Origin of the sequence: Mesorhizobium sp. M1163, assembly GCF_040318415.1 — a bacterium.
Taxonomy (GTDB): Bacteria; Pseudomonadota; Alphaproteobacteria; order Rhizobiales; family Rhizobiaceae; genus Mesorhizobium.
Genome location: NZ_JAMYMF010000045.1, coordinates 14281 through 39936 on the forward strand (window position 1 = coordinate 14281; position 25656 = coordinate 39936).

The 25656-nt window shown below is 62.5% G+C and carries 23 protein-coding genes and 2 pseudogenes; 6 read left to right on the top strand and 19 right to left on the bottom strand.

Features of this window, described 5'->3' with window-relative positions:
- The first annotated feature begins 55 nt into the window (after positions 1-55).
- The 3 genes from NKH43_RS30780 to NKH43_RS30790 are packed head-to-tail and all read left to right on the top strand — an operon-like array spanning position 56 to position 3087.
- A complete protein-coding gene (locus NKH43_RS30780; RefSeq protein ID WP_023717040.1) occupies positions 56-628 on the top strand; it encodes a TRAP transporter small permease in 573 nt (190 codons plus the stop codon).
- 3 nt (positions 629-631) lie between these two features.
- Entirely contained in the window at positions 632-2038 is a 1407-nt protein-coding gene (locus NKH43_RS30785; protein WP_352483860.1) for a TRAP transporter large permease, read from the top strand.
- Positions 2035-3087 carry an L-idonate 5-dehydrogenase gene (locus tag NKH43_RS30790; protein WP_352861351.1) on the top strand — a complete coding sequence of 351 codons (1053 nt, stop codon included), beginning with the start codon at positions 2035-2037 and terminating at the stop codon, positions 3085-3087. The genes NKH43_RS30785 and NKH43_RS30790 overlap by 4 nt, the downstream gene beginning before the upstream one ends.
- A gap of 128 nt (positions 3088-3215) precedes the next feature.
- Here the strand turns inward: NKH43_RS30790 and NKH43_RS30795 are convergent, their stop codons facing one another.
- The 9 genes from NKH43_RS30795 to NKH43_RS30835 all read right to left on the bottom strand — a co-directional run bounded on the left by NKH43_RS30795 (position 3216) and on the right by NKH43_RS30835 (position 9257).
- Positions 3216-4958 (bottom strand): relaxase/mobilization nuclease domain-containing protein, encoded by a 1743-nt coding sequence (locus tag NKH43_RS30795; RefSeq protein ID WP_352861353.1) that lies wholly within the window; start codon positions 4956-4958, stop codon positions 3216-3218.
- Positions 4959-5202: 244 nt separating this feature from the next.
- Positions 5203-5991, bottom strand: a complete 789-nt coding sequence (locus NKH43_RS30800) for a lytic transglycosylase domain-containing protein (protein ID WP_352861384.1) — start codon at positions 5989-5991, stop codon at positions 5203-5205.
- A complete protein-coding gene (locus NKH43_RS30805; protein ID WP_352861386.1) occupies positions 5988-6260 on the bottom strand; it encodes a hypothetical protein in 273 nt (90 codons plus the stop codon). The genes NKH43_RS30800 and NKH43_RS30805 overlap by 4 nt, the downstream gene beginning before the upstream one ends.
- A 4-nt stretch (positions 6261-6264) precedes the next feature.
- Positions 6265-6591, bottom strand: coding sequence for a DUF736 domain-containing protein (locus NKH43_RS30810; RefSeq protein ID WP_352861354.1), 327 nt, complete (start codon positions 6589-6591; stop codon positions 6265-6267).
- A gap of 13 nt (positions 6592-6604) precedes the next feature.
- Entirely contained in the window at positions 6605-7198 is a 594-nt protein-coding gene (locus NKH43_RS30815) for a S26 family signal peptidase (protein WP_352861356.1), read from the bottom strand.
- 442 nt (positions 7199-7640) lie between these two features.
- Complete coding sequence (locus tag NKH43_RS30820; RefSeq protein ID WP_352639202.1) at positions 7641-7931, bottom strand: helix-turn-helix transcriptional regulator; 291 nt, start codon at positions 7929-7931, stop codon at positions 7641-7643.
- A 114-nt stretch (positions 7932-8045) separates the two neighbouring features.
- Entirely contained in the window at positions 8046-8576 is a 531-nt protein-coding gene (locus NKH43_RS30825) for a DUF2285 domain-containing protein (RefSeq protein WP_352861358.1), read from the bottom strand.
- A gap of 52 nt (positions 8577-8628) precedes the next feature.
- Positions 8629-8853 carry a transcriptional regulator domain-containing protein gene (locus NKH43_RS30830; RefSeq protein WP_352547659.1) on the bottom strand — a complete coding sequence of 75 codons (225 nt, stop codon included), beginning with the start codon at positions 8851-8853 and terminating at the stop codon, positions 8629-8631.
- A 125-nt stretch (positions 8854-8978) separates the two neighbouring features.
- Entirely contained in the window at positions 8979-9257 is a 279-nt protein-coding gene (locus tag NKH43_RS30835) for a DNA -binding domain-containing protein (RefSeq protein ID WP_352861360.1), read from the bottom strand.
- A gap of 78 nt (positions 9258-9335) precedes the next feature.
- Here NKH43_RS30835 and NKH43_RS30840 point away from each other — a divergent pair, with 78 nt between their 5' ends.
- Entirely contained in the window at positions 9336-9563 is a 228-nt protein-coding gene (locus NKH43_RS30840; RefSeq protein WP_352861361.1) for a helix-turn-helix domain-containing protein, read from the top strand.
- A 121-nt stretch (positions 9564-9684) separates the two neighbouring features.
- On the opposite strand, the gene NKH43_RS30845 is transcribed toward NKH43_RS30840, so the two are convergent.
- From NKH43_RS30845 to NKH43_RS30870, 6 genes and pseudogenes are all read right to left on the bottom strand, one after another.
- On the bottom strand, positions 9685-10014 hold the full coding sequence (locus NKH43_RS30845; protein WP_352861363.1) for a DUF736 domain-containing protein: 330 nt from the start codon (positions 10012-10014) through the stop codon (positions 9685-9687).
- An 845-nt stretch (positions 10015-10859) separates the two neighbouring features.
- Positions 10860-11795, bottom strand: a complete 936-nt coding sequence (locus tag NKH43_RS30850; RefSeq protein WP_352861364.1) for an SLOG family protein — start codon at positions 11793-11795, stop codon at positions 10860-10862.
- Between the two features lie 310 nt (positions 11796-12105).
- Positions 12106-13146 carry a DUF7146 domain-containing protein gene (locus NKH43_RS30855; protein ID WP_352861366.1) on the bottom strand — a complete coding sequence of 347 codons (1041 nt, stop codon included), beginning with the start codon at positions 13144-13146 and terminating at the stop codon, positions 12106-12108.
- Positions 13146-17504, bottom strand: a complete 4359-nt coding sequence (locus NKH43_RS30860; protein WP_352861367.1) for a strawberry notch-like NTP hydrolase domain-containing protein — start codon at positions 17502-17504, stop codon at positions 13146-13148. Before NKH43_RS30860 ends, NKH43_RS30855 begins: the two co-directional genes overlap by 1 nt.
- A gap of 363 nt (positions 17505-17867) precedes the next feature.
- Entirely contained in the window at positions 17868-19988 is a 2121-nt protein-coding gene (locus tag NKH43_RS30865; RefSeq protein ID WP_352861369.1) for a ParB/RepB/Spo0J family partition protein, read from the bottom strand.
- Positions 19989-20224: 236 nt separating this feature from the next.
- A pseudogene (locus tag NKH43_RS30870) lies at positions 20225-21165 on the bottom strand (ArdC family protein).
- A gap of 507 nt (positions 21166-21672) precedes the next feature.
- Between NKH43_RS30870 and NKH43_RS30875 the strand changes: the two are divergent.
- Positions 21673-22104, top strand: coding sequence for an excisionase (locus NKH43_RS30875; protein ID WP_245278500.1), 432 nt, complete (start codon positions 21673-21675; stop codon positions 22102-22104).
- Positions 22101-23159: a tyrosine-type recombinase/integrase gene (locus tag NKH43_RS30880; protein ID WP_352861371.1), complete on the top strand. Its 1059-nt coding sequence runs from the start codon at positions 22101-22103 to the stop codon at positions 23157-23159. Before NKH43_RS30875 ends, NKH43_RS30880 begins: the two co-directional genes overlap by 4 nt.
- Before the next feature lie 227 nt (positions 23160-23386).
- On the opposite strand, the pseudogene NKH43_RS30885 reads toward NKH43_RS30880, so the two are convergent.
- The 4 genes and pseudogenes from NKH43_RS30885 to NKH43_RS30900 all read right to left on the bottom strand — a co-directional run.
- Positions 23387-23530 (bottom strand): annotated as a pseudogene (locus NKH43_RS30885) (ribosome small subunit-dependent GTPase A); the annotation flags it as partial.
- Positions 23526-24287 (bottom strand): hydroxymethylpyrimidine/phosphomethylpyrimidine kinase, encoded by a 762-nt coding sequence (locus NKH43_RS30890; protein WP_023717062.1) that lies wholly within the window; start codon positions 24285-24287, stop codon positions 23526-23528. The pseudogene NKH43_RS30885 and the gene NKH43_RS30890, both read right to left, overlap by 5 nt.
- A complete protein-coding gene (locus NKH43_RS30895) occupies positions 24278-24883 on the bottom strand; it encodes a thiamine phosphate synthase (RefSeq protein ID WP_023717063.1) in 606 nt (201 codons plus the stop codon). The genes NKH43_RS30890 and NKH43_RS30895 overlap by 10 nt, the downstream gene beginning before the upstream one ends.
- Complete coding sequence (locus NKH43_RS30900; RefSeq protein WP_352861373.1) at positions 24880-25653, bottom strand: thiazole synthase; 774 nt, start codon at positions 25651-25653, stop codon at positions 24880-24882. Before NKH43_RS30900 ends, NKH43_RS30895 begins: the two co-directional genes overlap by 4 nt.
- Positions 25654-25656: the final 3 nt, after the last annotated feature.

Sequence of the window (25656 nt, forward strand, 5' to 3'; positions counted from 1 at the left end):
GTGCCGGACGGCCTTTCCAATCCTTGACGACCACCAGCTTCGGGAGCCCGCGCCAATGGCCGAGGAACACCACACCGAGATCACCGTCGAAGAGATCGCCCACGCCTTCGAGGAGGTGCCGGTACACGTCGACCTGTCGGACCACGGTATCGAGGACTGGATCACGCTTGCCGTGTTCTGGGGCATGGTCGTGTGTGTCTTCCTGCAGTTCTTCACCCGCTATGCGCTGAACAACAGCCTTGCCTGGACCGAGGAGATCGCCATCAACGCGCTCGTCGTCGTCGTTTTTCTCGGCGCCGCCATGTGCGTGCGCCTTTCGCGCCATATCCATGTCGATGTGCTTTACCACTATCTGCCGGAGCGCGTTGGCCGTTGGCTGGCGCTCGCCGTCGATATTATCCGCATCGCATTCTTCGCCTACGGAACATGGCTGATGTGGCGCTACGTCACGATCGTGGCGCATGAGCGCATGGTCACAGTCAACCTGCCGCGGCGCTGGTTCTTCTACGCCGTCTTGGCTGGCTTCGTGCTGATGCTTCTGCGCTCGATCCAGGTCTTCATCGGCAATTACAGGCGCGGCTATTCGGTGCTCGAGCGTCCCGGGGCGTTCGAGACGGCGGGGGTCTGAGCGATGCTGCTTCTGGTAGGGGGCTTTCTTGTCCTGATGCTCATCGGCGTGCCGGTCGCCGTTTCGATGGCGGCCGCCTCGATCCTTTACCTCGTCATCTACGGCGTGGCGCCCGATATCATTGCGGCCCAGCGCATGATCGCCGGGGTCGAGAGCTTTCCACTGCTCGCCGTTCCCTTCTTCATCCTGGCCGGCAACCTCATGAACATCGCCGGCGTCACCGGGCGCATCTATTCCTTTGCCCTTGCCCTGGTCGGCTGGATGAAGGGCGGCCTGGCGCAGGTCAACATCATCGGATCGGTGATCTTTTCCGGCATGTCGGGCACCGCGCTCGCCGACGCCGCCGGCATTGGCACGATCGAGATCAAGGCGATGAAGGACCACGGCTATCCTATCGACGCCGCGGTCGGCGTCACCGCCGCTTCCGCCACGCTCGGGCCGATCTTTCCGCCCTCGCTGCCCTTCGTCATCTACGGCATGATGGCCAATGTCTCGATCGGTGCGCTGTTCATGGCCGGCATCCTGCCCGGCGTGGTCATGACCGTGCTGATGATGATTACGGTTGCCATCTTTGCCTACAGTCGCGGCTGGGGTTCCGACACACCTTTCGAGCTTCGGCGGCTCGCCGAAGCAGCAGGCGAGGTGCTGGTGGTGGCTGCCTTTCCGATTGGCTGTTACGTGCTTGTGCAGCTTGGCCTGTCGATCAATATCGCGGTCGGCATCGCGCTGCTGGTGCTGGTCGCGGCGGACTGGTATTTCGACTTCTCCGCGGTCATGGCGCTGATGACGCCGGTCATCCTGATCGGCGGCATGACGATGGGCTGGTTCACGCCAACCGAAGCCGCGATGGCGGCTGTCATCTGGTCGCTTTTCCTCGGGCTGGTGCGCTACCGCACGATGACGCTGCGTTTGCTTGCCAAGGCCAGCTTCGACACGATCGAAACGACCGCCTCGGTGCTCTTCATCGTCACCGCCGCATCGATCTTCGCCTGGCTGCTCACCGTCAGCCAGGCAGCGCAGCTGTTTTCGAACTTCATTTTCGCGCTCACCGAAAACAAGTGGGTGTTCCTGATCCTGGTCAACATCCTGATGCTGGTGGTCGGCTGCTTCCTCGATACGATCGCCGCGATCACGATTCTGGTGCCGATCCTGCTGCCGGTTGCCGCCGTCTACGGCATCAACCCGGTGCATTTCGGGCTGATCATGACGCTCAACCTGATGATCGGGCTTTTGCACCCGCCGCTCGGCATGGTGCTGTTCGTGCTGTCACGCGTCGCCAAGCTTTCTGTCGAGCGCACCACCATGGCGATCCTGCCGTGGCTGGTGCCGCTTATCGTGGCGCTGCTTCTGATCACCTTCATACCCGCCATCACGCTCTGGCTGCCGACCGAAATGGGCTTGATCCGGTGAACGGTCAGGTGGTGCTTGCCGCAACGCTGTTCGGCCCGCAGGACCTGCGCGTCGTGGAGCATCCGCTGGGACCGCTGGCGCCAGGCATGGTACGGGTGCGCTTCGGCGCGGGAGGCATCTGCGGCTCCGACCTGCATTATTTCCGCCATGCCCGTACCGGCGATTTCGTGGTGACCTCGCCGCTTGTCCTCGGCCACGAAATCTCAGGCGAAATCGTCGAGATCAATGGCGCGGCACCCGGCCTGGGCGTCGGCGACCACGTCGCGGTCAATCCGTCGCGCTGGTGCGGGCATTGCGCGCGATGCCTGGAAGGCCGCGCCAATCTCTGCGAGAACATCTATTTCATGGGCTCGGCATCGAAGACGCCGCATATGCAGGGCGGTTTCGCCAGTCTGTTCGACGCCAAGCCCGCGCAATGTTTCAAGGTTCCATCTGATGTGGCCTACCAGGCGGCGGCGCTTGCCGAGCCGTTGGCAGTCAGCCTGCACGCCGTCGCGCGGGCGGGCGACATCAAGGGCCGCAACGTCATCCTGTTCGGTGCCGGCCCCATCGGTCTCTTGACCATGCTCGCGGCCAGGCTTGCCGGCTGCGCTGAACTGACCGTCGCCGACATCGCCGCCGCGCCGCTCGCCTTCGCCGGCAGGTTGGGTGCCGACAGGACGATCGACATTGCCAGCGGCGACATCGAGCTCCAGGCGCTCGCCGCCGGCGGTTCGCTTGACGTGGCGTTCGAGATTTCAGGCACTGCCGCAGGCCTTGCCGCGGCAATCGCCAGCGTCCGGCGCGGCGGCACGGTGGTCCAGGTCGGCAATCTTCCCGGTGGCCAGATCCCGCTGCCCGCCAATGCGGTGATGGCCAAGGAGATCGACCTCAAAGGCACCTTCCGCTTCGGCAGCGAGTTCGGTCGCGCAGTCGACCTCATTGTGTCGCGGGAGGTGGACGTCCTGAAGCTGGTGACGGCGGAGCGCACGCTTTCCTCCGCCCCCGATGCGTTCCGACTTGCCGCCGACCGCACTCAGAGTGTCAAGGTCGTGCTGACCGCGGACTGATTGAGGATTCGCAACGTCCCTGTTTTTTACGAGCCCATTTGGCGCTTCACCGTGCAGGTACAAACAGAGGATGTGCGACGGACCGTGCCGGCTTCCCAGCATCAGCATAGAGCATACGCGTGTAACCATCATAAGCCGATGCCGCGCTTCTTTCCCAGGCTCCAATCCACGCCCCCCGTATCTGAGCACACGACCCCGGTAACTTGATTACCCAATCGCTTTTCGAGCGACGGCGACCAGGGCACCAGCTTGAATTCGAGTCCATTATCGATCATCGCGAGCCGGCCTGAAGCCAGCAAGAAACGCCGCCGGTAAATCCCAGCCACATGATTGCCGTTGGCAGCCTTCGTGAATGACAGGCCCGTCTCGGCGGCGATGCGGGCACCAAGCGATTCTACCTCATGATCGTGTAGTGTATCGATCAGATTGCGGGCAAGAATGACGCGCTGTCCCTCGCGCCTGGCCAGATCGCGGCTGACAAGGTGATCTACCCGATCTTGCAGTGCCTGTCTTACGTCCTTGCCAAAGCCGCCGTCACCGAATTCGGCGGGCTCGCGTGCAACGAGTTGGCGATCGAGCCAAGTCGCGCCGGAAGCATGGACCTGCTGTTCGATTGAGAGGTCGGAGCGGACGGCGAGCGTGACCCGGCCACCGCCATTTGCACTCGCATCGCGACACAACTCCACGACCGAGCCCGGGTCGGAATCTCCTGCCGCATCAGGATCATGGAAGCGAATGTGGTGCGTGCGTCCATCGATGCCATCGACGATGGCATAGGCCGCGCCGCGCCGTTCGTCATCAAGGCCGCGTTCGAGCAGTCGGCCGATCACGGGCGCATCAATTTTTTCGGCGGCCAGCACGTAGTCGGCTGTCCCCTTTTCTAGCCCATGCACGGTGAGACTGCGGTGCATGCGCTTGATGATGTCGCCGCGTTCACCGAGGGCGCGCAAAGTGGCCTCGGCCTCTTCGACCACCATCCATTGGCCGGGACGGATCTCGTTCGCGAGACCCAGGCGTTCCAGTTGCCGCAGCCGGCCGACTTTGAGCCCCAGGAACTGGTCGGGATGGCGATCAGGGTGTGGCGCGAGATCAATGATACCATGACGGTCGGCGTCACGAGCAAGCTGGCGATCGAGCTGCGTCCAGCGCTCAGTGTCGACTTGGTGCTCGATGGCCTGGCGGATGTCGAGGTCGGTGCGGAGCCCAAGCGTCTGGGTGAGAATGTCGCTCGCCCGATCGCGCATGCCCTGGCGGATGTAGTCGCGCGAGATGACAAGACTCTCGCCATCGTCGGCAACGCCGCGAACGAGGATGTGAACGTGCGGATGTTTGGTGTTCCAGTGATCGACGGCTACCCAGTCAAGCCTCGTGCCGAGGTCGCGCTCGATGTCGACCATCAGGTCACGAGTGAAGTTCTTGAGCTCGCCGAGCTCCATTGCGTCGTCCGGTGAAACGATGAAACGGAAGTGATGCCGATCATCCTTGCAGCGATCGCAGAAGGCGTCATGATCTGCCTCTTTGGTGTCAGGGCCGAACATCCTCGCCTTCTCACCATCCCGTGTAACACCTTCGCGGCGAAGATATTTGAGATGGGTGGCGAGTGGCGCAGACCCTCTGAACTGCCGCACCACACGGGTCTTGACGACGGCGCCGCGTGAGCGGTCAGAGATGAGGCGACTGGCGCGGATGCTCGCTGATCTGCCGCGGCCAAACGTTGAAGCTCGCGGGGAGGTGATCCGACCCTCGCGTGTAAGGTGACCGCCGGCGCGCTGTGTGGCCGCAAGAGCCTGGAAGATGAAGGGTCGTGCGCGCTCGCCGGCGCGGGAGCGGATACGACCGGGGCGGACGCGAAAGCTATCGTCACGCTTCATGCTAGGCGGCCACGAGGTGCGGTTTCCATTGAAAGACTGAAAAAATGGGAATAGCGCACATCGCTGATTGTGGCAGCACATCGCGAAATGAGTCGAAAATTGTAAGGAAAACAATCGGCCGAACCGAGCCGCACCTCGCGGCCCTTTATCCTGCCACTCTCTCTGTCCTCATCTGCGGACAACCCTTCCGCCGCAATTTCCGCGACGGAACAGGCCGGAATGGAATTGAGGAGGAACGTGGCGATCATCGCGATATGACTAAAGAGGGCTGAGCGAATAGGCCGGAAACAGCGTGGTTCGATTGGAAATCGGTTTCACCCGGCCGTGGCTCGATCGCGGTCAGGTCCGCAACAGGATGGCCCATTGGCGACCGCATCGCGGACGAATGAATCGCCGCAAAGATCGTCTCGGCATAACCATTGCCATCCGATGCAGCGGCGTTCCGAATGTCATGGGGATGCGCAAAGATCGTTGCACGGAGTGAGCTGGCTCTGCCCCTTCTTTGCCGCGCGCGCCGCGGACTGAGAACTGCACCATCGAGCAGCGGCGCGAGTTTCCTGACGTAGTCGACCGTCTCGCGTGGCAGCGGCCGGCCGGTTGAGAGATGTTCCCTGTACCGACCAGGACCGGCATTGTAAGCGGCAAGAAAGCCGCTGCGCCCGAAGCTGTCGAGCATTTCGCGAAGATACGCAGCGCCTGCAAGAATATTGTCACGCGGCTGATAGGGATCGTCGCCGAGTCGATGCTTGATGCGCAATTCTTCCCACGTCGCCGGCATTATCTGCATCAGCCCCATTGCGCCTTTGCTTGAAAGCGCTCGAACATCGCCGACGCTCTCGACATGCATGACGCCGCTAAGCAAACGGTCTGGAATGGCGAACCGTTTAGCCGCTTCCTGGATATGTCGCGTCCACGGGCCAGCCGACAAGATCGTGCTCTCGGAGTGCGCCGACAGTTCACCATGAGAGCATGCGTCTGCACGAGCTTCGGGCGTCGCTAAGGCGAGCACGACGCATGTGGCAATCCTTGTCATACCTCGATGGACGGCATCCCGCGGACCCCGGAACCGATGCGCCGCCAGTCCGCCACGGTGTTCACCTCCGTTAAGCGCAACGCCTCGTCGGCCGGACAAGCCTTGCCAAAACTGTGATGAAATGGGCCTCTGGAGCGACAAGCAAGCGTCCGGCCGCCCTGATGTTCGTCGCGCGCGGCTGTCGGACTGGCGATCCTGTCCAAGGGTTTGACCGCCCGATCGATCAAGGGCGTTGACGAAAGAGATTCGTCGAAGGGCTCAAACAGCATCTGTTCAGCCTCGTCCGTCGCGCTTCGATGACCGGTTCCAGTGCAGGCTCCAGATGCTGTTCTCGGCGTCGGACTTGAACAGCTTCGCGCGGATCGGCTGCGTAAAGGATGGGTCGTCAATTGAGACCGAGACATAGTCCCCAGCCTTGTCTCCGGTGTGGTCCCACGCCGCGCCGACCGCCATTCCCTCGCAATAGACGAGGTGGTCGGGCGCGTTTTCGGTCTTGGATTTCTCGGCAGGCAGGATGGCAATCTTCGCCTCGATTGTGAGCGTTGAGAGATTGCCGAAGAAGCCGTCATCATTGCGCGTGAAGGTGCCGATCTGGGACATTGCAGTGCTCCTTTCATGAGCGTTTAGTGAGCGTTGAGACGAGCCATGACGGTATTCGCCGGGAAACGTCGTTGGTGACATCCAGCACCGGAGCCGCGCGCTCCGTGGTCCAGACGGGCACCGCGCAGCCAACAATCGATGCGAGCGGCAGGGGGCCGAAATAGCGGCCGTCAAAACTTTCGGCTGCGTTCGGGTTCATGAGGAAGACGTCGTCGTCGGCGATCTCGCGACAGCCCCGCCAGCTGGGCAGGGATCGACCGCGGCTGTCACGCTCGCGAGCATGTCCATAGGTCCTGCCGTTGACGATGATCGCTGTACCTTCGCGGCACACGGTTGCGCCCCCGAGTGCCAAAACATGCTTCAGGAGCGGCACGTTTTTCGGCAGATATCCGCGTCTTGCCATGAACGCCACCAATGGCTCGGGCGGCATCACGACGGCGATGCTCCCAGCACGGATTTTGTCGGCCGGCAGAATGCGATAGAGCCCGATGGGGACGCTTGCGGATGCGTTCCAGATGGCCAGCGGCGGGTGGCTAATCCATGCCGGCGCGGCGGCGAGCACTGAGCCGCCAATCATCGCCGCGATGACCTTTGTGCGCTTGCTCATGACTCGATCCTGGGGCGCAGCAGGCAAACGTTACGACGCTTGCGCCTGTATGGACTCGGCTGCTCGCATACGGCCATCCGGCTGTGGATGTGCCGCCGTTGACCAGGCCAAATGAAGGTCGGCGTTAGGTGCTGTTTCGCCGCTGGCACGCGCGGTCGCAATCTCCTGGCATGGGCGTGGATGCTTTGCGACGCAGCCCAGGCCAGGAAGTCAGCGTTCCAAATCGTTGCCGTGCCATGCACATTCGCCGCCTCAACGCGGAACGTTTCCTTCTCCGCATCAGAGTGGATCGTTGTCAGGCCGCGGGATTTCACCAATAAGGCCGGCAACCACGCCACGAGGTCCCGCGTGCGGTATGGGGCGAAGCCGGATGAGTGGGCATGAGGCAGCGCAAGCTGCTGCTGAACGGTCTCACGGCACTGCATTGTTGTTGCACCACAGATCAGAAGCTGCGGTCGCGCTTGCCGACATAAGCCGGCGCGCGGGCTGCATGTGGTTTTGCCGGCGGAACTTTGGTCGCGTTCGCATCGCTGGTGGAGGTGCGTGCGCCGAGCTCTATCCAGGCATGCAAGTCGTCGATGTCATAGAGGACGCGTCCGCCAATCTTTCGGTATTTTGGCCCGGTGCCGTAGGTCCGGTGCTTTTCGAGTGTACGGGCGCAGAGTCCTACGATCGGTGCTGCCTCCTTCGTGCGCAGGTATTTTCGGGGCGCGTCCGCGGGACCCTTCGACATTGCTCGATCTCCATTCGGTTGTGCTGTCATCCTGGCCTGCCGGGACGCGCAAAGCGGACCATGCTCGAAATGGGGAAAGGGGAGGGAGGGCAAAGATCGGGGGGCGTGTTATTGCTACCCCGAAGAACGACTTCGGCGGCCGGACTTCCCGCTGCGACTGTGGGGGTAGAAGAGAAGATCGCGATAGCCTCCTGCGACCAAAAAAGCCGCACGGCGCAAGATAGCCCGGACCTTGTGCCGGAGGTGATGATCACGCCAATCTCGCGGTGCAATCGGCTCGCGCGACAATAACACCTCCGCGATCTGACGATAGGTTGCACCCATGTAGTGACCATCATGCGCGCGCAAATTGAGGATATGCCTGATCTTGGTCTGTTGCGGTAGCGCGCCGTAGGATGGATTGGCCGCTCGGCCGTTCAGCGCGCGCCAGAGCCGGCGCGCCGCATCGAGCCGCGTCTCAAATGCAGCGTCTAGAGGCAGAAGGATAGCATCGAATTCGCCGGAGTAGTCTTCGCAGACCAGATGGCTCTTCCCGGTTGAAGCAGACCAAAGAATGTGAAGTCCTTCCTTCTGCTGCCAAACGCTGGCTCCGATAAGTCTGGAAGGCCGAATTCTCTGATGAGAGGGGCTGATCGAGGCAGACATCCGCGTGGCCCGCAGCACGCGCGGCGAGGCCCGTTCTGTCCAGATGATATTCTCAGCCTGCGGAAATCCGGCACCGGCAGTTTTGAAATCGCGCACCCCAACGGGCAGCGAAGTCGCGCTGATCGACAGGATCTCCGGAACCTGAGAGCCGCGAGGCGATCTGGCGGCACTCGGCGATGAATTTATCGTTCCGGATCAGATACTCGGCGGCGAACTCCTCAGCTTGGTAGCTGCACATGTGCACGTAGGCCGCCGGTTCGGTCCAATCGTCCTGCACGGTTCCTGTCCTCTCCGCATAACTGCATCTGAGGCCCCGGCATCAACATTCAGGGTGAAGAGCAATGTGAATAGTTGGAGAGTCGGCAAATCGTTACGCAGATTCAGCAAAGCATGACAAGGCGCTCAATGGGGAGCGCCGCCTGCGAGAAGGTACCGGTAGCCGCTGGTCGTCATCCATCGCGCGCGTGCAAGATGGGTTTCCCAAGACCGGAACGCCCGCTCCGGCTCCTGTTCTGGGTCAATGTGCAGGACGATCCTGGCTACCTCTCGCCAGTCGGCATCTTCCGCCGCCGCGTCAAGCAGGCGAATGTAGGTAAGTAGCCGCTCCTCATCATAGCCGGTCAGGATCGGGACATTCGGCGCAGTGTCGGCGACATCAGGATCGAGCAGTGGCTTGAGCAAGCGATTTCCAATCGTCGAAGTCAATTTGTCGAGAATACTCCGTGGCTGAATACTCGACAAGGCATTGCACTCGCGGACATGGAAATACGCGAGGTATTTGCGCGCAATCTGAGGCGGTACCGAAAGGCGGCGGGGCTTTCGCAAGAAGAACTTGCCCACCGCGCGGACGTTGATCGCACCTACATCAGTGCATTGGAACGCAGCGTCTACGGCGCGACGATAGACGTTGTCGACAAGTTGGCAAACGTTCTCGGCATCGAGGCCGCAGATCTGCTCAGACGTCCTGCACCGAATGTTCAAAGATGATGCGGACGATTCTCGGGTTGCGATCTTGATGGCCGCTGTGAACTGCAACTGCACTCGACTGCAGCGTTCACAAGCAAAAGACGGCTCCCGCCCGGTTCGCGGGCGGGAGCTCGCGGCTTTCCTAATCGCCGTTGCGGCGGCCGTTGGGCCGGGACCAGATGAGGCTGTGGCCTTCTCCGTCCTCATCGTCGAAAAGGTTGGCGTAGATCGGAGCGGTGAAGCTTGGATCGTCCAACTTCAGGCCGAGATAGTCGCGGCCCTCACTGGAGCGCTTGGCCCAGGCGGCGCCGATCTCGACCTGCGCTACGAAGACGCGATGGCTGGGGGCGCTGTCGCCGGAGCGGTTTGCCTCGGGCACGATGCGGACGTTTTTGGCCCGAAGCGAGAGGGTGACGATTTCGCCGGTGAACTCGTTGTTGCCGGTCTTTTTGAACGTTCCGATGGTCGCCATGAGCTTTCTCCTTGAACTCTGTTTCGAGCCCGCACCATTGCGGCCTCGACGGCGATCTGCGGGCCGGAGGCGATCGACGCCGCATCGCTTGCGACCGCAGCGTCAGCGGAGGATGGCAGCCAAGCGACTTTGTTGTTTCGCGAGGAATGACGGCGAAGCCGAAAGGGGAAGAAAGTCGATCGGCGCCATTGCGGCTTAGGCGATTGAGGCGAAGCCGACCTTCGGCCAGATCAGCCCATCGAAGAGGTCGTTTGGAGCGGCCGACCAGATAGAGGCATCAACGGAGGATTTCAGGCGAAACCATCGCACTGGCGAAAGCCCGGTTACTACGATCACCGCTGTCGATGCTTCCCCTGAGCAGGCCTCCGGAACAGCAAGCTGGTGCTAGCACCGCGCTTGAGACGCGCATGCCGTGGCTCAGCTCAAGGCTGACGTGCATCGCCGGATATTCGCCATCTTTGGAACGGGACGGCAGTCGTGGCGAATCCGAAGCGTGCGTCGCGGGATGTCGCGTCAGCGACAACGGATGCAATGCACAGGCTGGTCAGAAACAGCATCGGATCCACCTCGGTCCTTCGGTGCGTTCGCCCCGATCCGCGCCCCGTCCGGTTGAACGGACGTCACCATCTCGCCTGTGATGCCGGCTGCGAAGCAGCTGAGACGTGGAAGGTAAGCGAGATAGCGTCGCGCACCTGCGCATGGACGTGGATTGATTATCGCAACAGACGGTCGTCGGCGGGAGCGGAAATCCGGCATCCCGGACCCATCCAATCCAGCGAACTGGAAGAAGCCCCCGGCCCGACCGCGGCCGTATCGTGCAACGGAGAAAAAGTAAGAGAGCGGCGCTATGCGCCGCCTCCCTTGGGGCGGAAGTCGAGGACTGGGATGCCGAGCTTCTTTGCCTTGTCGGCAAGATTGTCCTGAATTCCAGTCCCGGGAAAGACGATGACGCCGATCGGCAGCACGTCCAGCATTGCGTCATTGCGCTTGAACGGGGCGGCTTTCCCATGCTTTGTCCAATCGGGGGCAAAGCCGATTTGCGGTACCTTGCGATGGTCGGCCCAGCAGGAGGCGACCTTTTCGCCACCTTTCGGCGATTTCCCGTGCATCAAGACCATATCAGGATGCCTGGCGTGGACCTGGTCGAGCTTGGCCCAGATCAACTGGTGATCATTGAAGTCGAGACCGGCGGTGAAGGCGATTTTCGGGCCTGGTGGCAAAAGGACTTCCTGCGAGGCGCGTTTCTTGGCGCTGAGAAAATCGCGGCTGTCGATCACCGCAGAGATCAGGTTGCGGTGGTTGACCATTGATCCGCTGCGCGGTCGCCAGCTCGATCCGGTGTGGCGCTCATAGTGCTCGGCGGCCTGATCGCGCATCAGTTCCAAGGCGTTCTGGCGTTCGATGAGAGTCTGTCCTTCGGCCGTCAGGCGTTCCAGCTCGACGGATTTCACTTCGCTGCCGTCCTGCTCACGCTGGCTGCGGCGCTGCGCCTGCTCGTTATGGTCAAGTTCACGCTCGATCCGATCTGCGGCGCGGTGAAAGATGTTGACGGTCGACCAAAGGAGATCGTCGAGGTCGGGCTCGAGGCGGGTATCTTGCAGGGTGGCGACGAACGCGTCGAAGATGTCTGCAATCGCGCCGGCGACGCGGTGGCCCTCCGGAAGCGGTCGGGGATCCGGCTCATCCGCGAAGGGCCGGTAGCCATAGAGCTGGAGTTCGGTGAGAGCGTGGTCGATCGGTGAAGACGCATGCTGCGGTTCGTAGTCGTCATGCTCGCTCATTTGGATGCTCCGTCGGTTGGACCGCGACCCTCGCGGCCTTCATGGCGACGAAAGCCGGCGGGCGAGACGGTCCTGCACCCGCAGCGACGCGGAGGGCCGAAGCGTCAGCGGAGGAGGGCGCAGGCCGGCTATTTTGCTTCGCGATGGAAAGCGCTCCCTTGGGAGCGCGCCGGAAAATAGTCGGCCGAAGACATTGCGAGGCCGGGTCGTTTGCTGGCCGATCGCCCTCTTGAAGGCCGGAGGCGCGGTTTCTTTCCGATCTCAGGAGCACTAAGCAATGCCACGACGGCGGGGACCGACCGGTTCCGGGCTACGCCGCCATAAATCGGGCGATGTCCTGCGGGGCGAGTTGGACCCGGGCGCGGGCTCGAAGATCAGCGACGCCGAACCTACAGAGATCTTCGTTGAAATCGCCAAATGCCGGCGAGAGCACGATCGCCTCGATCCCGGCAGCATTCGCTCTTTTGATCAAGGTGTCACGCGCGCCGTCGCCGGCAGGATCGGCATCGCGCACGATGTAGAGCCGTCTCAGCGTGAGAGGGAACAGCATGGCAGCGAGATGGGCTGCCGAGAGTGCCGCTGCCATAGCCATATCGGGCAGGATGCACCGAAGCGACAAGACGGTCTCGATGCCTTCGCCGCCCGCCATGACGTCGCCCGGCAGGCCAAAGCGAACCGCGTGACCGAGAAGATCGCCCATCGCACGCTTCGGCGTACCGACCGGTGCCTTGCCCCTGCCGGAAGGATCAAGCCAGGTGCGATGTGCGCCAGTCAAATGGCCGTCGAGATCGGTGACGGAAGCGATCATCGCCGGCCAGGTCTCAGTCGGCGCGTGTTCGTCGGGCCGGTAGTAGCAGCGCGGGTGAAAACGCAGGCTTCCGGTCCCGTGCAAAGCGGTAATACTGCGGTTGCGCAGATACGCCTCTACGACCGTACCCGCAATCGGCTGCGACATCGCAAACAGCCGACACGCTGCTTCCGATGTTCCGGATGGCGTGCCTACCGATTTCGGCCGGGGAGAAATCTGCTCTGGTTCGGGATGCGGCAAGCCGAGAAACGTCATTGCTTCATTCGCAACGTCCTTGAAGTTGCTGAAGCCGCGGCTTTCGCGAATGACGTCTAGAAGGTCGCCATGCTCGCCAGTCGCCGCATCGGCCCACTTGCCGGCGGCTCCTTTTCCGTTCGCTGACCCGACGAGCCGCACGAACATTGAGCGGCCCGGCGTGTTTTGCACATCGCCGACAAGCCAGTAGCGGCCCTCGCGATGCCCGTTCGAAAGATAGTAGCGACAAACCGCCTCAGCCTGCCGGCCGAGGCGGTGCGCCAGTTCTGACGCATCGTGGCGGGCCATCACGCATCCTCCCGCGTGTCGATGCGCTGGACTGGATAACCCTTCAGCAGCTTGCCCAGAATTGCGGGTCCAGATGTGTCGGCGGGCACGAACATGCGCAGCTTCCAGGAGATGATCTCTCGGAAGAGGCCGTAAGCCGAAAGACGGTCACGCATAGTGTCGTTGAAGCCCGTCAGCTCGATTCGGCTGACGCCCATGATGCGGCTGCGCCGAAGCTGCAGACCATCGGCGAGGTCGAGGATCGTTCGACCGCCCAGTAGCGCAACGAAAGCATCACTGGCTGTGATCGAAGGCGAGCTTGTTGCAAGTGCGCCCGCGATCCATGCTGGCGGCACCTGACGACCGATGATGCGCTCGCCATCGTCAGTCTGGAGCCGGTACACACGTGAGAATTCCCTGGGCAGACGCTTCCAGATCGGCAGCAGCATGCCGGCAACGACATGGATAGTGCTGTCCGTGAACTCGGGCACGTCAGCCGTCTCGGCACTCCAGGCGTCAGCGAATGCAGCCTGCTCAGCCTCAACCCAGTGGCTCTCCGCCATCATCTTCAATGAGGCCTGATGGTGCTCCATCGGCCGGATCAGCCGGACTCGCCATTCGATCTCGCCGTTGTCGAGCATCAGCGCTGGCGCTGGCACCTGTACGGCGGCGCGGCCGGATCGGTTGTTGACCAGGAGCTTCGCGCGGGGATCGTGAAGCTGAGCAAGGGCATCGGCAAGTGAAACGGGTCGGTTGCGCTTGCGCTGGGCGATGGTCAGCAGTCGCGTTTCCGCACCGGTGGCGGCATGGACATGGATGACGCGCCGCTCGGTGACGACGAAGCTCTCCGCACGCAGTGTTTCCAAGCCGATGTCGTAGGCACCGGAGGCGATGGCGCCCTCGATTTTCGCATTCAGCAATTGCTCGAAGGCCGTAAACAGGGCGGTTTGAAGCGCGATGGTAAGCGCCAGCAGCCGATTGAGGAAGGTCGTGATCGGCGGCAGCTCGTCCTTGATGCCGGTGGAATCCGTCAGTGTGAGGCCGGTCGCTTCCTCGAACATCTGGAGTGAGCAGCCGTCCACCTTGCCGCGAACCAGCAGCAGGTAAAGCTGCCGCAGCGCGTCGCGGGCATAGTACGACTCCAGATTGTCCTCAGGGCGAAATAGGCCCTGGCCGCCGGTCTGGCGCTGGCCGCGCGTAATGGCGCCCAATGTGTCGAGGCGCCGGGCTATCGTCGAGAGAAAGCGCTTCTCAGCCTTCACATCGGTCGCAACCGGCCGGAACAGCGGCGGCTGCGCCTGGTTCGTGCGGTTGGTGCGCCCCAAGCCCTGGATGGCGGCATCGGCCCTCCAGCCCGGCTCGAGCAGATAGTGAACTCGAAGGCGGCGGTTCTTCGCAGTGAGATCAGCGTGATAGCTGCGGCCAGTGCCACCGGCGTCGGAAAACACCAATATGCGCTTGCAGTCATCCATGAATGCCTGTGCCTCGGCGAGATTGGCCGATCCGGCGCGGTTTTCGACGACAAGGCGATCGATGCCTCGAGTGCTGGTCTTGCGCACGATGCGGCGCGACCGGCCTGTCACTTCCGCTACGAGGTCGGTGCCGAAGCGCTGTACGATCTGATCGAGTGCCCCCGGGACGGGGGCCAGTGAAGCGAGCTGCTCGATGAGGCGATCGCGGCGGGCGACCGCTTCGCGGCTCTCCACGGGCTGGCCGTCGCGATAGACCGGACGTGACGACAAATTGCCTTCGCTGTCGGTGAACGGCTCATAGAGTTGCACCGGGAACGAATGCTGCAGATACGACAGGACATATTCGCGCGGCGTGATATCGACGCGAACGTCGTTCCATTCCTCGGTTGGAATTTCCGCGAGGCGCCGCTCCATCAGTGCCTCGCCGGTCGAGACGATCTGGATGACGGCGGCATGGCCTTGATGGAGATCGCCCTCGATCGAGCGTATCAGGGTCGGCGTCTTCATGCCGGTGAGCAAATGGCCGAAGAAGCGCTGTTTCGTGCTCTCGAATGCCGAACGTGCAGCCGACTTTGCCTGACGGTTCAGTGTCCCGGTCTCGCCTGTGACATTGGCGGCCCGCATCGCGGCGTCGAGATTGTTATGAATGACGCTAAACGCTCCGGCATAGGCGTCGTAGATGCGGGTCTGCTCGGAGGTAAGCTGGTGCTCGACCAGCTCGTATTCGACACCATCGTACGAGAGCGATCGGGCCGTATAGAGACCGAGTGCGTGAAGGTCTCGGGCCAGCACTTCCATCGCGGCAACGCCGCCCGCCTCGATCGTCTCGACGAATTCGGCTCTGGTCGCGAAGGGCAAATCGTCGCCACCCCACAGGCCCAAACGCTGCGCGTAGGCGAGGTTGTGGACGGTGGTTGCGCCCGTCGCCGAGACATAGACGACGCGGGCGTTCGGCAGGGCGTTTTGGAGGCGGAGCCCGGCGCGTCCCTGCTGTGAGGCGGCGACGTCGCCGCGTTCTCCCTTGCCGCCTGCGGCGTTCTGCATGGCGTGGCTCTCGTCGAAAATGATCACTCCGTCGAAGTCGGTGCCCAACCATTCGACGATCTGCCGCACGCGCGAGACCTTCTCACCGCGTTCGTCGGAGCGCAGCGTGGCGTAGGTGGTGAATAGGACCCCTTGATCGAGGCGGATGGCCTTGCCCTGCGGGAACCGCGACAGCGGCGTGACCAGCAGGCGCTCCATGCCGAGAGCAGACCAGTCGCGCTGGGCGTCTTCGATCAGCTTGTCGGATTTGGAGATCCACACCGCCTTGCGGCGGCCCTGCATCCAACTATCCAGGATGATGCCTGCCGACTGGCGGCCCTTGCCGGCGCCCGTCCCGTCGCCAAGCATGAAGCCCCGGCGGAATCGTACGGCGTGCGCGGCATCGTCGCGCGCGGCAGAGACAAGATCGAAGGTGTCGTCCACCGTCCAGGAACCGGCGAGGAACTCCGAATGGGCCTCGCCCGCATAGATCACCGTTTCGATCTGGGCATCGGATAAGAGGCCGTCGGTGACAATGTTGGCCGGAAGAATGGGCCGGTAGTTCGGCTTCGGCGGGGCAACGGATGCCATTGCGGTCGATTGGACCAGCTTGGTCGGATGCGGATAGGCGCCAGGAATGCGGATCGCCTGCAACAGGTACTTCTCATAGATCGCATCGGTGATGTTTCCATTCTCGGCAGGCGTCCAGTCCAAAGTCTCGTAAGCAAGCTCGACGCCTTGCGGCTCGGCGAGGCTGCGAACGGGAGAGGGGGCCGTGGATCCGGCGACATAGCCGCGCACCGTGCGCGCCGTGGATCCCGGCGCCTTGGCGGCCTGCACAAAAGCCGAAGCGCTGACCGGCAGCCGTGCGGGAACGTGCTCGCCAATCATGGCGATCAGTGTGGCGACATCGGGCGCCGTGCCGGCTGATGCTGGAAAGATGCCTGGATTGTCGGCCGGCAGTTTGTCGATGACGGTCAGCCGGGTCTCGACGGTGGTGCCATGCCTGGCGTAGACGGCGCCGTCGATCGCGGCGGTGAACACGACGCGAGCGCGCTCCTGGAGCCTGACGAAGGACTCGCGCCTGATAGGCAGCTCTGGGGAAAAATTTGCGCCAGTGATTGCGACAAGCCGCCCGCCCTCGGCGAGCCGGGCCAGCGCAGAGGCGACGTGACGATAGGCAGCGTCGGACACGCGGCCGCTGACGTTAGCAAGCACCGAGAACGGCGGGTTCATCAGCACGACGCTTGGTGCAATGCCGGGATCGAGATAATCATCGATCTGCGCTGCGTTGAAGCGAGTGACGGGGATGGCCGGAAAGAGCAATGAGAGAAGCCCGGCGCGGGCCTCGGCCAGTTCGTTGAGCAGCAACGTGCTGCCGCTGATCTCGGCCAGAATAGCAAGTAACCCGGTGCCGGCGGAGGGCTCAAGCACGCGGTCGGCAGGGGTGATTGCCGCGGCAGTAACGGCCGCCAGACCGAGCGGAATGGGGGTGCTGAACTGCTGAAGCGCTTCGGTCTCTTCGGAGCGGCGCGTGTGAGTTGGGAACAGGCCGGCGATCTTGCCCAGCATCGGAAGTGCGGCGGCCGCAGAACCGGCTTTGCGGAAAAGCGACTTTCCGTATTTGCGCAGGAACAGCACCGTCGCGACTTCGCAAGCGTCATAGGCTGATTTCCAGTCCCATGCGCCGGACGCATCGGAGGCACCGAAGGCAGCTTCCATGGCCGAGCGAAGGCTCGAGACGTCGACGCGCTGACCGCGTTCGAGATGGGGCAGAAGAAACTGCGCCGCGCTGTGGATGGCGGCAGCTGGTTCGACAGCCGGGGATGAGACAAGCGGAAGCGGCACTGCCGGAGCGGCAGTCTTCGAAGAAACATCAAACATGGAGAAAACCTCGAGGAGAGCGGAACGGGAATGAACCGGGCGGCCCTCTCTCTCGACCAATCCGGCTCAAATCCGCCCTGGCCGGCCTCTCCCCTCTGGACTGCGGTCCTGCCGATAACGATCCTTCTTCGATCCAGGCGCTGCGCCGCTACCCGCCGTTAGCCCAACGACGACAGCGGCAACGCGGTTGGCAGCCCGGGGGCGATATCTTGGCACGCAGTGGGGACGGCGGGGCAGCAGCCTCCGAGCGAGAAGGACGCGGCAGAAGCGACCAATTAGCTTTGCCCGTGTGTGAGAAAGTGAGCGTCCGGCAGGGGTAGGAAAGGGCGCGGAGCGGGCCGAAGCCGCTCCGCGCGAGGCGATCTATTCAGCGGCCATGTGCGGTTCGCTGTCTTCAATCTGCGCATCGTCGTCTGAGAGGAATTCGGGCAGCTCTTCCCCATAGCCGTCGGTGCCGGCGCCGCTATCAGCGCCACCGCTGCCGTCGAGGTCGACCAGGCGCAGCGGCTCGGGCAGCCAGCCACTATCGGTCAGCAAGCGCTCGGCTTCCTTCGCCATATCTCCCTTTTTCAGATGCTCGATCAGCTGCGCGGCCTGTTCGCCCTTCGCCTCTCGCACCGCCTCGAGAATGCGGGACTTGGTGATGCGGCCGAGATAGTTTTCGACTGTCGGTGTCCAGCCGGCGTCAACCATATCGAGACCGACCGCGCGTGCCAGTCGATCAGCTTGCGCGATCCGCTGCCGAACGCCGTGTACCGAGACAGCGCCGCCATAGCGGTCGCCTTTCTCGTGGAGCGCGTTCACGCCGTAGCTGACGCAATGGGCGAGCAACGCCGCGCGGCTGGTCTCATCAAGTGAGGCGATCCAGTCCCAAAGTGCATCGTCCTCGGTCGGCAGGTCCGATTTCCAGGCCTCATGGCGTTCGGCCACCGATTTCGCCGAGGGGCTGTCCTTCAGGTCACCTGCCTGCAGAGGGAAGAAGACGTGACGGATCGAGGCCTCCAGGCACCCGTTCGTGGTGCGGTGCTGGAACGTGTCAGTGACCAGCTTGTGCAAGAGCGCTGTCATGGCGACGTGAGGGTTGCCGGCAACCGCATCGCGCAACGCCAGTGTCCGGTGTGCGGTCAACTCTGTCATCAGTCGGTCCGGCAGGGGCTTGACCGCATCGTCCTCGTCTTCCTCGCACTCGACAGCCTGGCCGCCAATGGTGACAACGGCACGGTGCACCGACGAGCTGTCGGCAGCCCCGGACCCGCCGTCCCTTTTCGATTCATTCGCGCCGTCAAATGACATCAGCGGCACGTCCTCAGGCCGGAGAAAGCCGCGGTCGACCGAGAGTGAGCCGTCAGTGTCGATGCTGACGAACGCGCCGGCGACGGCGATGTCGGCCGGATCGAATTGCCTTGGGCGCTTGTCGAAATTGGCGAGCGCGGTCTCGATTTCACCGAGTCGCTGATCGGCGTCTTCGGGCAGCTCGTCAGCACCCTCATATTCGGTTTCAAGCTTGGCATGCTCGGCGTTGAGGGCATCGATGGTAGCCTGCTCCTCGGCAGAGAGATCGAGCGGATCACTCTGCAGCTGATACAGCCCACGCGTTGCGTCGTAGGGGAAGCTGATAGCGACCTCGACCCACTTCCAACCCTCGGCTGCAACTTCCTGGGCAACCGCCTTGAGCTTCTCTGTGACCAGGCGGTCCAGCAGCGCTGCATCCTGCAGCCAGCCGCCGTCATCCGACTGGAACAGGTCGTGCATGACGATACCACCCGCGGCCTCATAGGCGTCGGTCCCCACGAAGACGGCGCGCTTGTCGGAGGCGCGCACCGTCGTTTCGGTCAGCATGCGCCGGATTTGATAGGGCTCTTTCGACCAGGCATCCCTGATTGCCTCCCAGATCTGCTCCTGGCGAGCGCGGTCTTCAGAGACCGTGAAAGCCATGAGTTGCTCCAGCGTCATCCCGTCATCGGCATACACATCGAGCAGCACTGGGGAGACAGAAGCCAGCCTAAGCCGTTGCTTAACAACGTTGACCGGCACGAAGAAGGCTGCGGCAATCTCCTCCTCGCTCATGCCTTTTTGGCGCATGTCCTGGAAGGCGCGAAACTGATCGAGCGGGTGCAGCGGCGCTCGCTCAATGTTCTCGGCGAGCGACACCTCCTCGGCAACGATCGCGCTGTGACGGGCGCGCACGACACAGGGCACGAGGGCGGTCTTGGCGAGGCGCTTTTGCTTCACCAGCAGCTCAAGCGCGCGGAAGCGCCGGCCTCCGGCAGGCACCTCAAACATGCCAGTCTCGTTACCGTCGCTGTCGACGACGGGCAAGACGCTGAGGCTCTGGATCAAGCCGCGGCGGGCGATCGAGGCCGCAAGATCCTCGATCGAGATGCCGACCTTGACGCGCCGGACATTGGACTGGGAGAGCACCAGCTTGTTGAAGGGAATGTCGCGCGAGGACGACAGGGTGATCTTCTGAACGGCAGTAGCCATCGGGATGTACTCCGCGACGGGCGGCCGAGAGCCTCTCTCTCGACCTCCAAACCCGTCATGAGAATCCGTCACTCCTCGCCCTCTGATGTGCTCGGCAGCCACGCGACACTTGTCGCGGAGCAGCAGGTCGGTCCTGGCGCTCTGCAACGACTTCGCCGCAGCGGGGTCCGGCATCGAGGCAGACTTCGGTCATGAACGCATCCGCAGGAAGACGCCGAACTGGAAGCGGGCGGCCATTACGCTGCCTCCCGCCGATCGTCGTCAGCGGCCACTTTGTCCGGCAGGAAACCCAAGAGATAATCCGCAGCCCTGCTTGCCAGAGAGGCGGCGCGAACGATCGCACGGTTATCCTCGCGCAGCACCTCCAGCCACGAGCCGATATAGTCGGCGTGACGCACGGTCGGCGTGATGCCCAGCGAGGCGCAACAGAAAGCCGCACATATCTCGGCAACCAGCTCTTCGAAGGCATACTTCTTGGTGCCGAAGGAACCAGACAAATCCCGGTTGAGGCGTGAGGCATGACCGGTGGCGTGCCCGAGTTCATGCAGGGCGGTCCGGTGCCAATTGATCGGCTCGAAGTAGGCTTGGGGTGGCGGGACCCGCACATAATCGTGGGCCGGAGCGTAGAAGGCGCGGCTGCCACCAACCCGGAAATCGATCCCCGTCTGCTTGATCAGCCTCTCGACCTTCGGCTCGATCAGGCCGGGTAAGGGCGGGTGCGTGGCCATCGCAACATCGTCGGGCAGCCCGTCGCACTGCGCGGCGTTGAACACCGTGAAGCGTTTGAGGAATGGGATCGATCGGGCTTGCTCGCCGGTTTCGCGGGTACGCTTTTTCTCGTCGTCGGGCACGAACCGATGGGCGTAGACGACTGTCGTTCCATGCTCACCCTTGCGGACGCTACCGCCAAGCGCGAGCGCCTGGCGGAAGGTCAGCCAGCTCTGTCCTGAAAAGCCCTGCTCGATCACCGAACCCCAGAGGATCAGGACATTGATTCCAGAGTATTGCCGGTCGGTGGCGGCGTTCTTCGGCATGGCGAGCGGCGCCTTCGCAGCTGCCATTCCCCATGGCTGAACCCAGGCAGCCGACCGGCCTCCAGCTCGCCGATGATCTTGCTGGTGATGTCCTCATATACGCTGGCCCGCGTCGGGGCAGCTTGGTGCCGATGCTTGGTCATTGCGAGTCTCCGCGCCGGGCGCCGGGAGCCTCTCTCCCAGCCTTCAACCCGTCAGTGCGCCAAGCGCGGCCCTCCAACTTTATGAACTCAAATGAAGATTTCGGTTGCCGACCAACTCCGAGGTGGAAGACACCGTTCGAAACCGCAGCGTGAGGCGATCAGCAGAACCCACTAAGCCGGGCGCACGGGAGTAGGCCCAAGCGACCCGGCAGTGAGTCCATGAAAACGGAAGCCGCACAGACAGCCGAAGCCAGTCAGGAGCGGTTCCACCGGCCACGGAAGTGGGGAGCCAGCCGAAAGGCTCGTGGAGTGCGCGTCAGCGCAACCGTTCCGATTAGCAGGTCAAAGGAGCATCTTTGCCGCAGGCGCTCCAGTCGGCGCTTTTCGCAGCCGTATATTCAGAGAAAAGATCGTGCGGCAGGGCATCCGGAATGGCGAGACAGAAAAGTGTGCTCAATGCGAACCGCGATCCGTCTGTTTCCGAGCGAAACTATCGGACCATAGAGATTGGCTGAGGGCTCCGTTTTGAAAATCCCCGACCAATTCGACGAGACCACGCCCCTGCGCGTCGCGATTGCAGCACGAATTGCCTTTCCCGATGGCTCGATGTGCGCAGCAGGCCTACGCAAGGAACGTGACGCCGGCCGACTTGAAACCGAGCTAATCGCAGGAAAGGAGTACGTCACCTTGCTGGCGATCACCAGAATGAGGGAACTATGCCGCGGGCGTCGAAAGGGCCACGCCTCGTCTGGCGCGGCGAAAGCTGGAAAAAGGACGGAACACTCCGAAACAAAGCTGGATGGTTTATCCGCGATCGAACAACGTTCATCAGCGCTGGCAGCGGCGAAAAGGGCCATCCAGGACCTGAAGCTGAAAAGGCGCTCGCGGTCTACATCGCCAGCAAGTACCACCGAGCGCGCGGTGCCGAAGATGTCTTGATAGCCGAGGTCGTCAGCGTCTACCTGAGAGAGGTTGCACCGAAGCATGCCGCGCCGGAAGAGACGGCGGCTCGGCTGGACAACATCCTCGATTTCTTCGGTGAAAAGACCCTCGCCGCTATTAACGGCAAACTCTGCCGCGACTACGCCGCGTCCTGTCCCACAGAAGCCGTTGCGCGCCGCCAACTCGAGGATTTTCGTGCAGCCATCAACTACTATCGCAGGGAAGGTTACACGACTGCCGCACCGACGATTGTCCTGCCCGACAAGGCTGGTGCACGCGAGCGCTGGTTGACGCGCAGTGAAGCGGCCGCTCTCATCTGGGCAGCTTGGCGTATGAAGCAGAAATGGAAGGGCCAGGAGAGCGGCCGGCGTACCGGACGACACCTCGCCCGCTTCATGCTTGTCGCGCTTTATACAGGAACACGCTCTGCCGCAGTCTGCGGCGCCGCCGTCCGTCCAACCAAAGGGCGTGGTTATGTGGACCTTGACCGCGGCATCTTTTACCGCCGTGCCGATGGCGCAAAGAAGACCAAAAAACGCCAGCCGCCCGTGCGCCTGCCGGACCGGCTATTGGCTCACCTCCGCCGCTGGGCGTGCACGGATCTCGATATCAGAACCAAGGCGCGCGGCAAAAGCGCAAATATCGGCCGAAAAATATCGCAAGATTTTGTCGTGGAATGGAATGGAAAGCCGGTGGTGTCGGTAAAGAAGAGCTTCAGGAGAGCTCGCGAGGCAGCCGGCCTCGGTCCCGACGTCACTTCGCACACGCTTCGCCACACCGCTGCGACCTGGCTGATGCGGGCAGGCGCCGACATGTGGCAGGCGGCGGGCTTTCTGGGCATCACCGTGGATGTCCTGATCGATACTTATGGCCACCATCATCCCGACTTCCAGGCAGACGCCGCCGAGAAGATCGCCAAGAAGCAGGTCGCCGCCGAGGCGACGAAATCGGTCTCAGGACAGATGACAATGAAACATGAACTCGGCAGGGGGGGGCCTATGTTTCCCACCCAAAGCTCGAAAGGAAACGCGATCATTGCGAAGCAAGCGTGACGATCGGGCCCAAAAAGCTGCGGCTTTGCTGGTAGCGCACATCGTTCGGGACGATGGGGTCGCAGGTTCACGCTGCCACCCGCACCACTTCTCTAATTTGGGTTGGGCGGTCACGCCGTTCGAGTCCACTCCGACTCCCCGGACTGAACGAAACTGCGAACTACGAGCTGCCGATCCCCTCGAAACAAGCGGACCAGCTCTCCTCCTTCATGAATGATCGCTGCGACCGCGGCCGAATTGCTTCCACGAGGTCCGGTTCGAACCGCCATGTTGTTGCGATTTTCGTCTAAGAGTTTGCGCCAGCGAGCAAGACGCTCAGGATCCAGCATACTAGCGGCCAAAGCTGCTTGTACCGCATAGCCGGGTTCATTCTGCTCCATTCCTCTGAAACGTGGCGAAGACAACCCGCTTGCTTTCGCGCACGCAGTCTTCAAGCGGCTTCGCCTTCGCCAGATGCGCCGCAATCGCGCTGGCCAGTATGCAACCTGTTCCGCGCATTGATGTGGCAAGGCGCGGTGTATCGACGTGGATGGGTTCATGATCGGAGCGTAATAAAATATCGGTCGATCGGAGTCCCGAGGCATGCCCACCCTTGATCAGCAGGGCCTGAGGGCCGGCGGCCAACAGTCTTTGTCCTTGTCGGAGCGCATCGTCCTCATCCACTGCCAGTTCGGAGCCAATAAGGTGCGCCAGTTCGGGAAGGTTGGGCGTGACAAGGCAGCAAAGCGGCATCAGATCGCGCTTCATGACAGCGATAGCGGCTGCCTGTAAGAGCGCCCGGCCTGAGGTGGAGGCCAGCACTGGATCGAGTACTGCCGGCACCTGTCGATTTTCGCGCAGTACGGCGGCAACCGCAGCGATGGTCTCGGCTGTTCCGAGCATGCCGATCTTGATTGCCGCCACTTCGTTGGCCTGCAGCGCGGCGCGCATCTGATCAGCCACCAGGCTTGGTGGCGAATGAAGGATTTCCAGTACGGCGTCGTGCGTTTGCACTGTGAGCGCGGTGACAGCGAGGCAGGTGCGCACGCCAATGGAAGAGATCGTCTCGATATCGCGTGCAATTCCAGCCCCACCGCTGGAGTCTGATCCGCCGACCACGAGCACATGCGGTTCTCGCCTCAGCGCCATGGCTTTGTCTTTTCGATCCATTCTCGCGTGCGCGCTTCGGGATCGGCATTCAAGGTGATGTCGGTGACCACCGCGGCGCTGTCCGCACCAGCCTCGAAGACACCGTCGAGCCGGTCGGGGTTGAGGCCGCCGATGGAGACCAATGGGATCGGCGCCACCCGATGCTTCCACTCGCTGATCCGCTCGAGCCCTTGCGGCGCCCATTTCATCTGCTTCAGGACGGTGGGATAGATGGGGCCGAGCGCGATATAGTCGGGCTCGGCAGCGATGGCCGTTTCCAGTTCGAGATGATCGTGCGTGCTGAGCCCAAGCTTCAATCCGGGGTACTTAATCGCCAGCAGGTCGGCCGCAGCCAAATCCTCTTGGCCGAGATGGACGAAGTCGCAGCCTTCCTCAATGGCGAGCCGCCAATGGTCGTTGACGATCAGTTGGCAACCATGGACCGCGCAGACGCCGTTCGCGCGGCGGATTTCCGTCCGCAACGTGGCCTCGTCCCTATCCTTGATGCGCAACTGAACCAGCTTGACGCCAAGCGGCACCAGCCGTTCGATCCAGGCGGCGCTGTCGACGATCAGGTAGAAGGGGTCGAGCTTCATGAAAAAACTGCCCTGCCAATTGTCGGCGTCGACGGCACGGCGACGTCCTGCGGTTCGAGCATTCCCGAGTTGAAAGCTTCACGACCGGCCTCGACCGCCTTGCCGAACGCACGCGCCATGCCGACCGGATCGGCCGCCTTGGCGACTGCGGTGTTCAGGAGTACGGCGTCAAAGCCGAGCTCCATGACGGTTGCCGCGTGCGACGGCCGTCCGAGCCCCGCATCCACGATCAGCGGAACGCCTGGGAAATGTGCGCACATCGAGCGCAGCGCCGGAATGTTGATCGGCCCGAGGGCGGAACCGATCGGTGCACACCACGGCATCAGAACCTGGCAGCCCGCCTCCAGCAGTCGCTCGGCGACGACAAGATCGTCGGTGGTATAGGGGAATACATCAAAACCGTCCTCGCACAGGATGCGGGCGGCCTCGACCAGCCCGAACACGTCCGGCTGCAGCGTGTCGTGGTTGCCGATCACTTCGAGCTTGATCCAGTTGGTGCCGAAAACTTCGCGCGCCATCTTCGCGGTCGTGACCGCTTCCTTGACGGAGTGGCAGCCGGCAGTGTTGGGCAGGATTCTGACGCCGAGCGAGCGGATCAACGACCAGAATTGTTCGCCGGCCCTGCCGCCTGCCATCTCACGGCGTAACGAGACGGTTACCGCCGAAGCGCCCGACGCCTTGACGGCCTCGGCAAGGATGGCCGGCGATGGATATTGAGCGGTGCCGAGAAGCAGGCGGGAGGCAAGCGACGTTCCGAGAAGATCGAACATGGC

Coding starts and splice junctions, on each gene's coding strand:
- NKH43_RS30810 (WP_352861354.1), bottom strand. CDS start 6,591: ATGTCCCAGATCGGCACCTTCACGCGCAATGATGACGGCTTCTTCGGC.
- NKH43_RS30840 (WP_352861361.1), top strand. CDS start 9,336: ATGGAAATACGCGAGGTATTTGCGCGCAATCTGAGGCGGTACCGAAAG.
- NKH43_RS30785 (WP_352483860.1), top strand. CDS start 632: ATGCTGCTTCTGGTAGGGGGCTTTCTTGTCCTGATGCTCATCGGCGTG.
- NKH43_RS30800 (WP_352861384.1), bottom strand. CDS start 5,991: ATGACAAGGATTGCCACATGCGTCGTGCTCGCCTTAGCGACGCCCGAA.
- NKH43_RS30805 (WP_352861386.1), bottom strand. CDS start 6,260: ATGCTGTTTGAGCCCTTCGACGAATCTCTTTCGTCAACGCCCTTGATC.
- NKH43_RS30900 (WP_352861373.1), bottom strand. CDS start 25,653: ATGTTCGATCTTCTCGGAACGTCGCTTGCCTCCCGCCTGCTTCTCGGC.
- NKH43_RS30865 (WP_352861369.1), bottom strand. CDS start 19,988: ATGGCTACTGCCGTTCAGAAGATCACCCTGTCGTCCTCGCGCGACATT.
- NKH43_RS30860 (WP_352861367.1), bottom strand. CDS start 17,504: ATGTTTGATGTTTCTTCGAAGACTGCCGCTCCGGCAGTGCCGCTTCCG.
- NKH43_RS30845 (WP_352861363.1), bottom strand. CDS start 10,014: ATGGCGACCATCGGAACGTTCAAAAAGACCGGCAACAACGAGTTCACC.
- NKH43_RS30895 (WP_023717063.1), bottom strand. CDS start 24,883: ATGAAGCTCGACCCCTTCTACCTGATCGTCGACAGCGCCGCCTGGATC.
- NKH43_RS30855 (WP_352861366.1), bottom strand. CDS start 13,146: ATGGCCCGCCACGATGCGTCAGAACTGGCGCACCGCCTCGGCCGGCAG.
- NKH43_RS30890 (WP_023717062.1), bottom strand. CDS start 24,287: ATGGCGCTGAGGCGAGAACCGCATGTGCTCGTGGTCGGCGGATCAGAC.
- NKH43_RS30850 (WP_352861364.1), bottom strand. CDS start 11,795: ATGAGCGAGCATGACGACTACGAACCGCAGCATGCGTCTTCACCGATC.
- NKH43_RS30815 (WP_352861356.1), bottom strand. CDS start 7,198: ATGAGCAAGCGCACAAAGGTCATCGCGGCGATGATTGGCGGCTCAGTG.
- NKH43_RS30795 (WP_352861353.1), bottom strand. CDS start 4,958: ATGAAGCGTGACGATAGCTTTCGCGTCCGCCCCGGTCGTATCCGCTCC.
- NKH43_RS30780 (WP_023717040.1), top strand. CDS start 56: ATGGCCGAGGAACACCACACCGAGATCACCGTCGAAGAGATCGCCCAC.
- NKH43_RS30820 (WP_352639202.1), bottom strand. CDS start 7,931: ATGTCGAAGGGTCCCGCGGACGCGCCCCGAAAATACCTGCGCACGAAG.
- NKH43_RS30825 (WP_352861358.1), bottom strand. CDS start 8,576: ATGTCTGCCTCGATCAGCCCCTCTCATCAGAGAATTCGGCCTTCCAGA.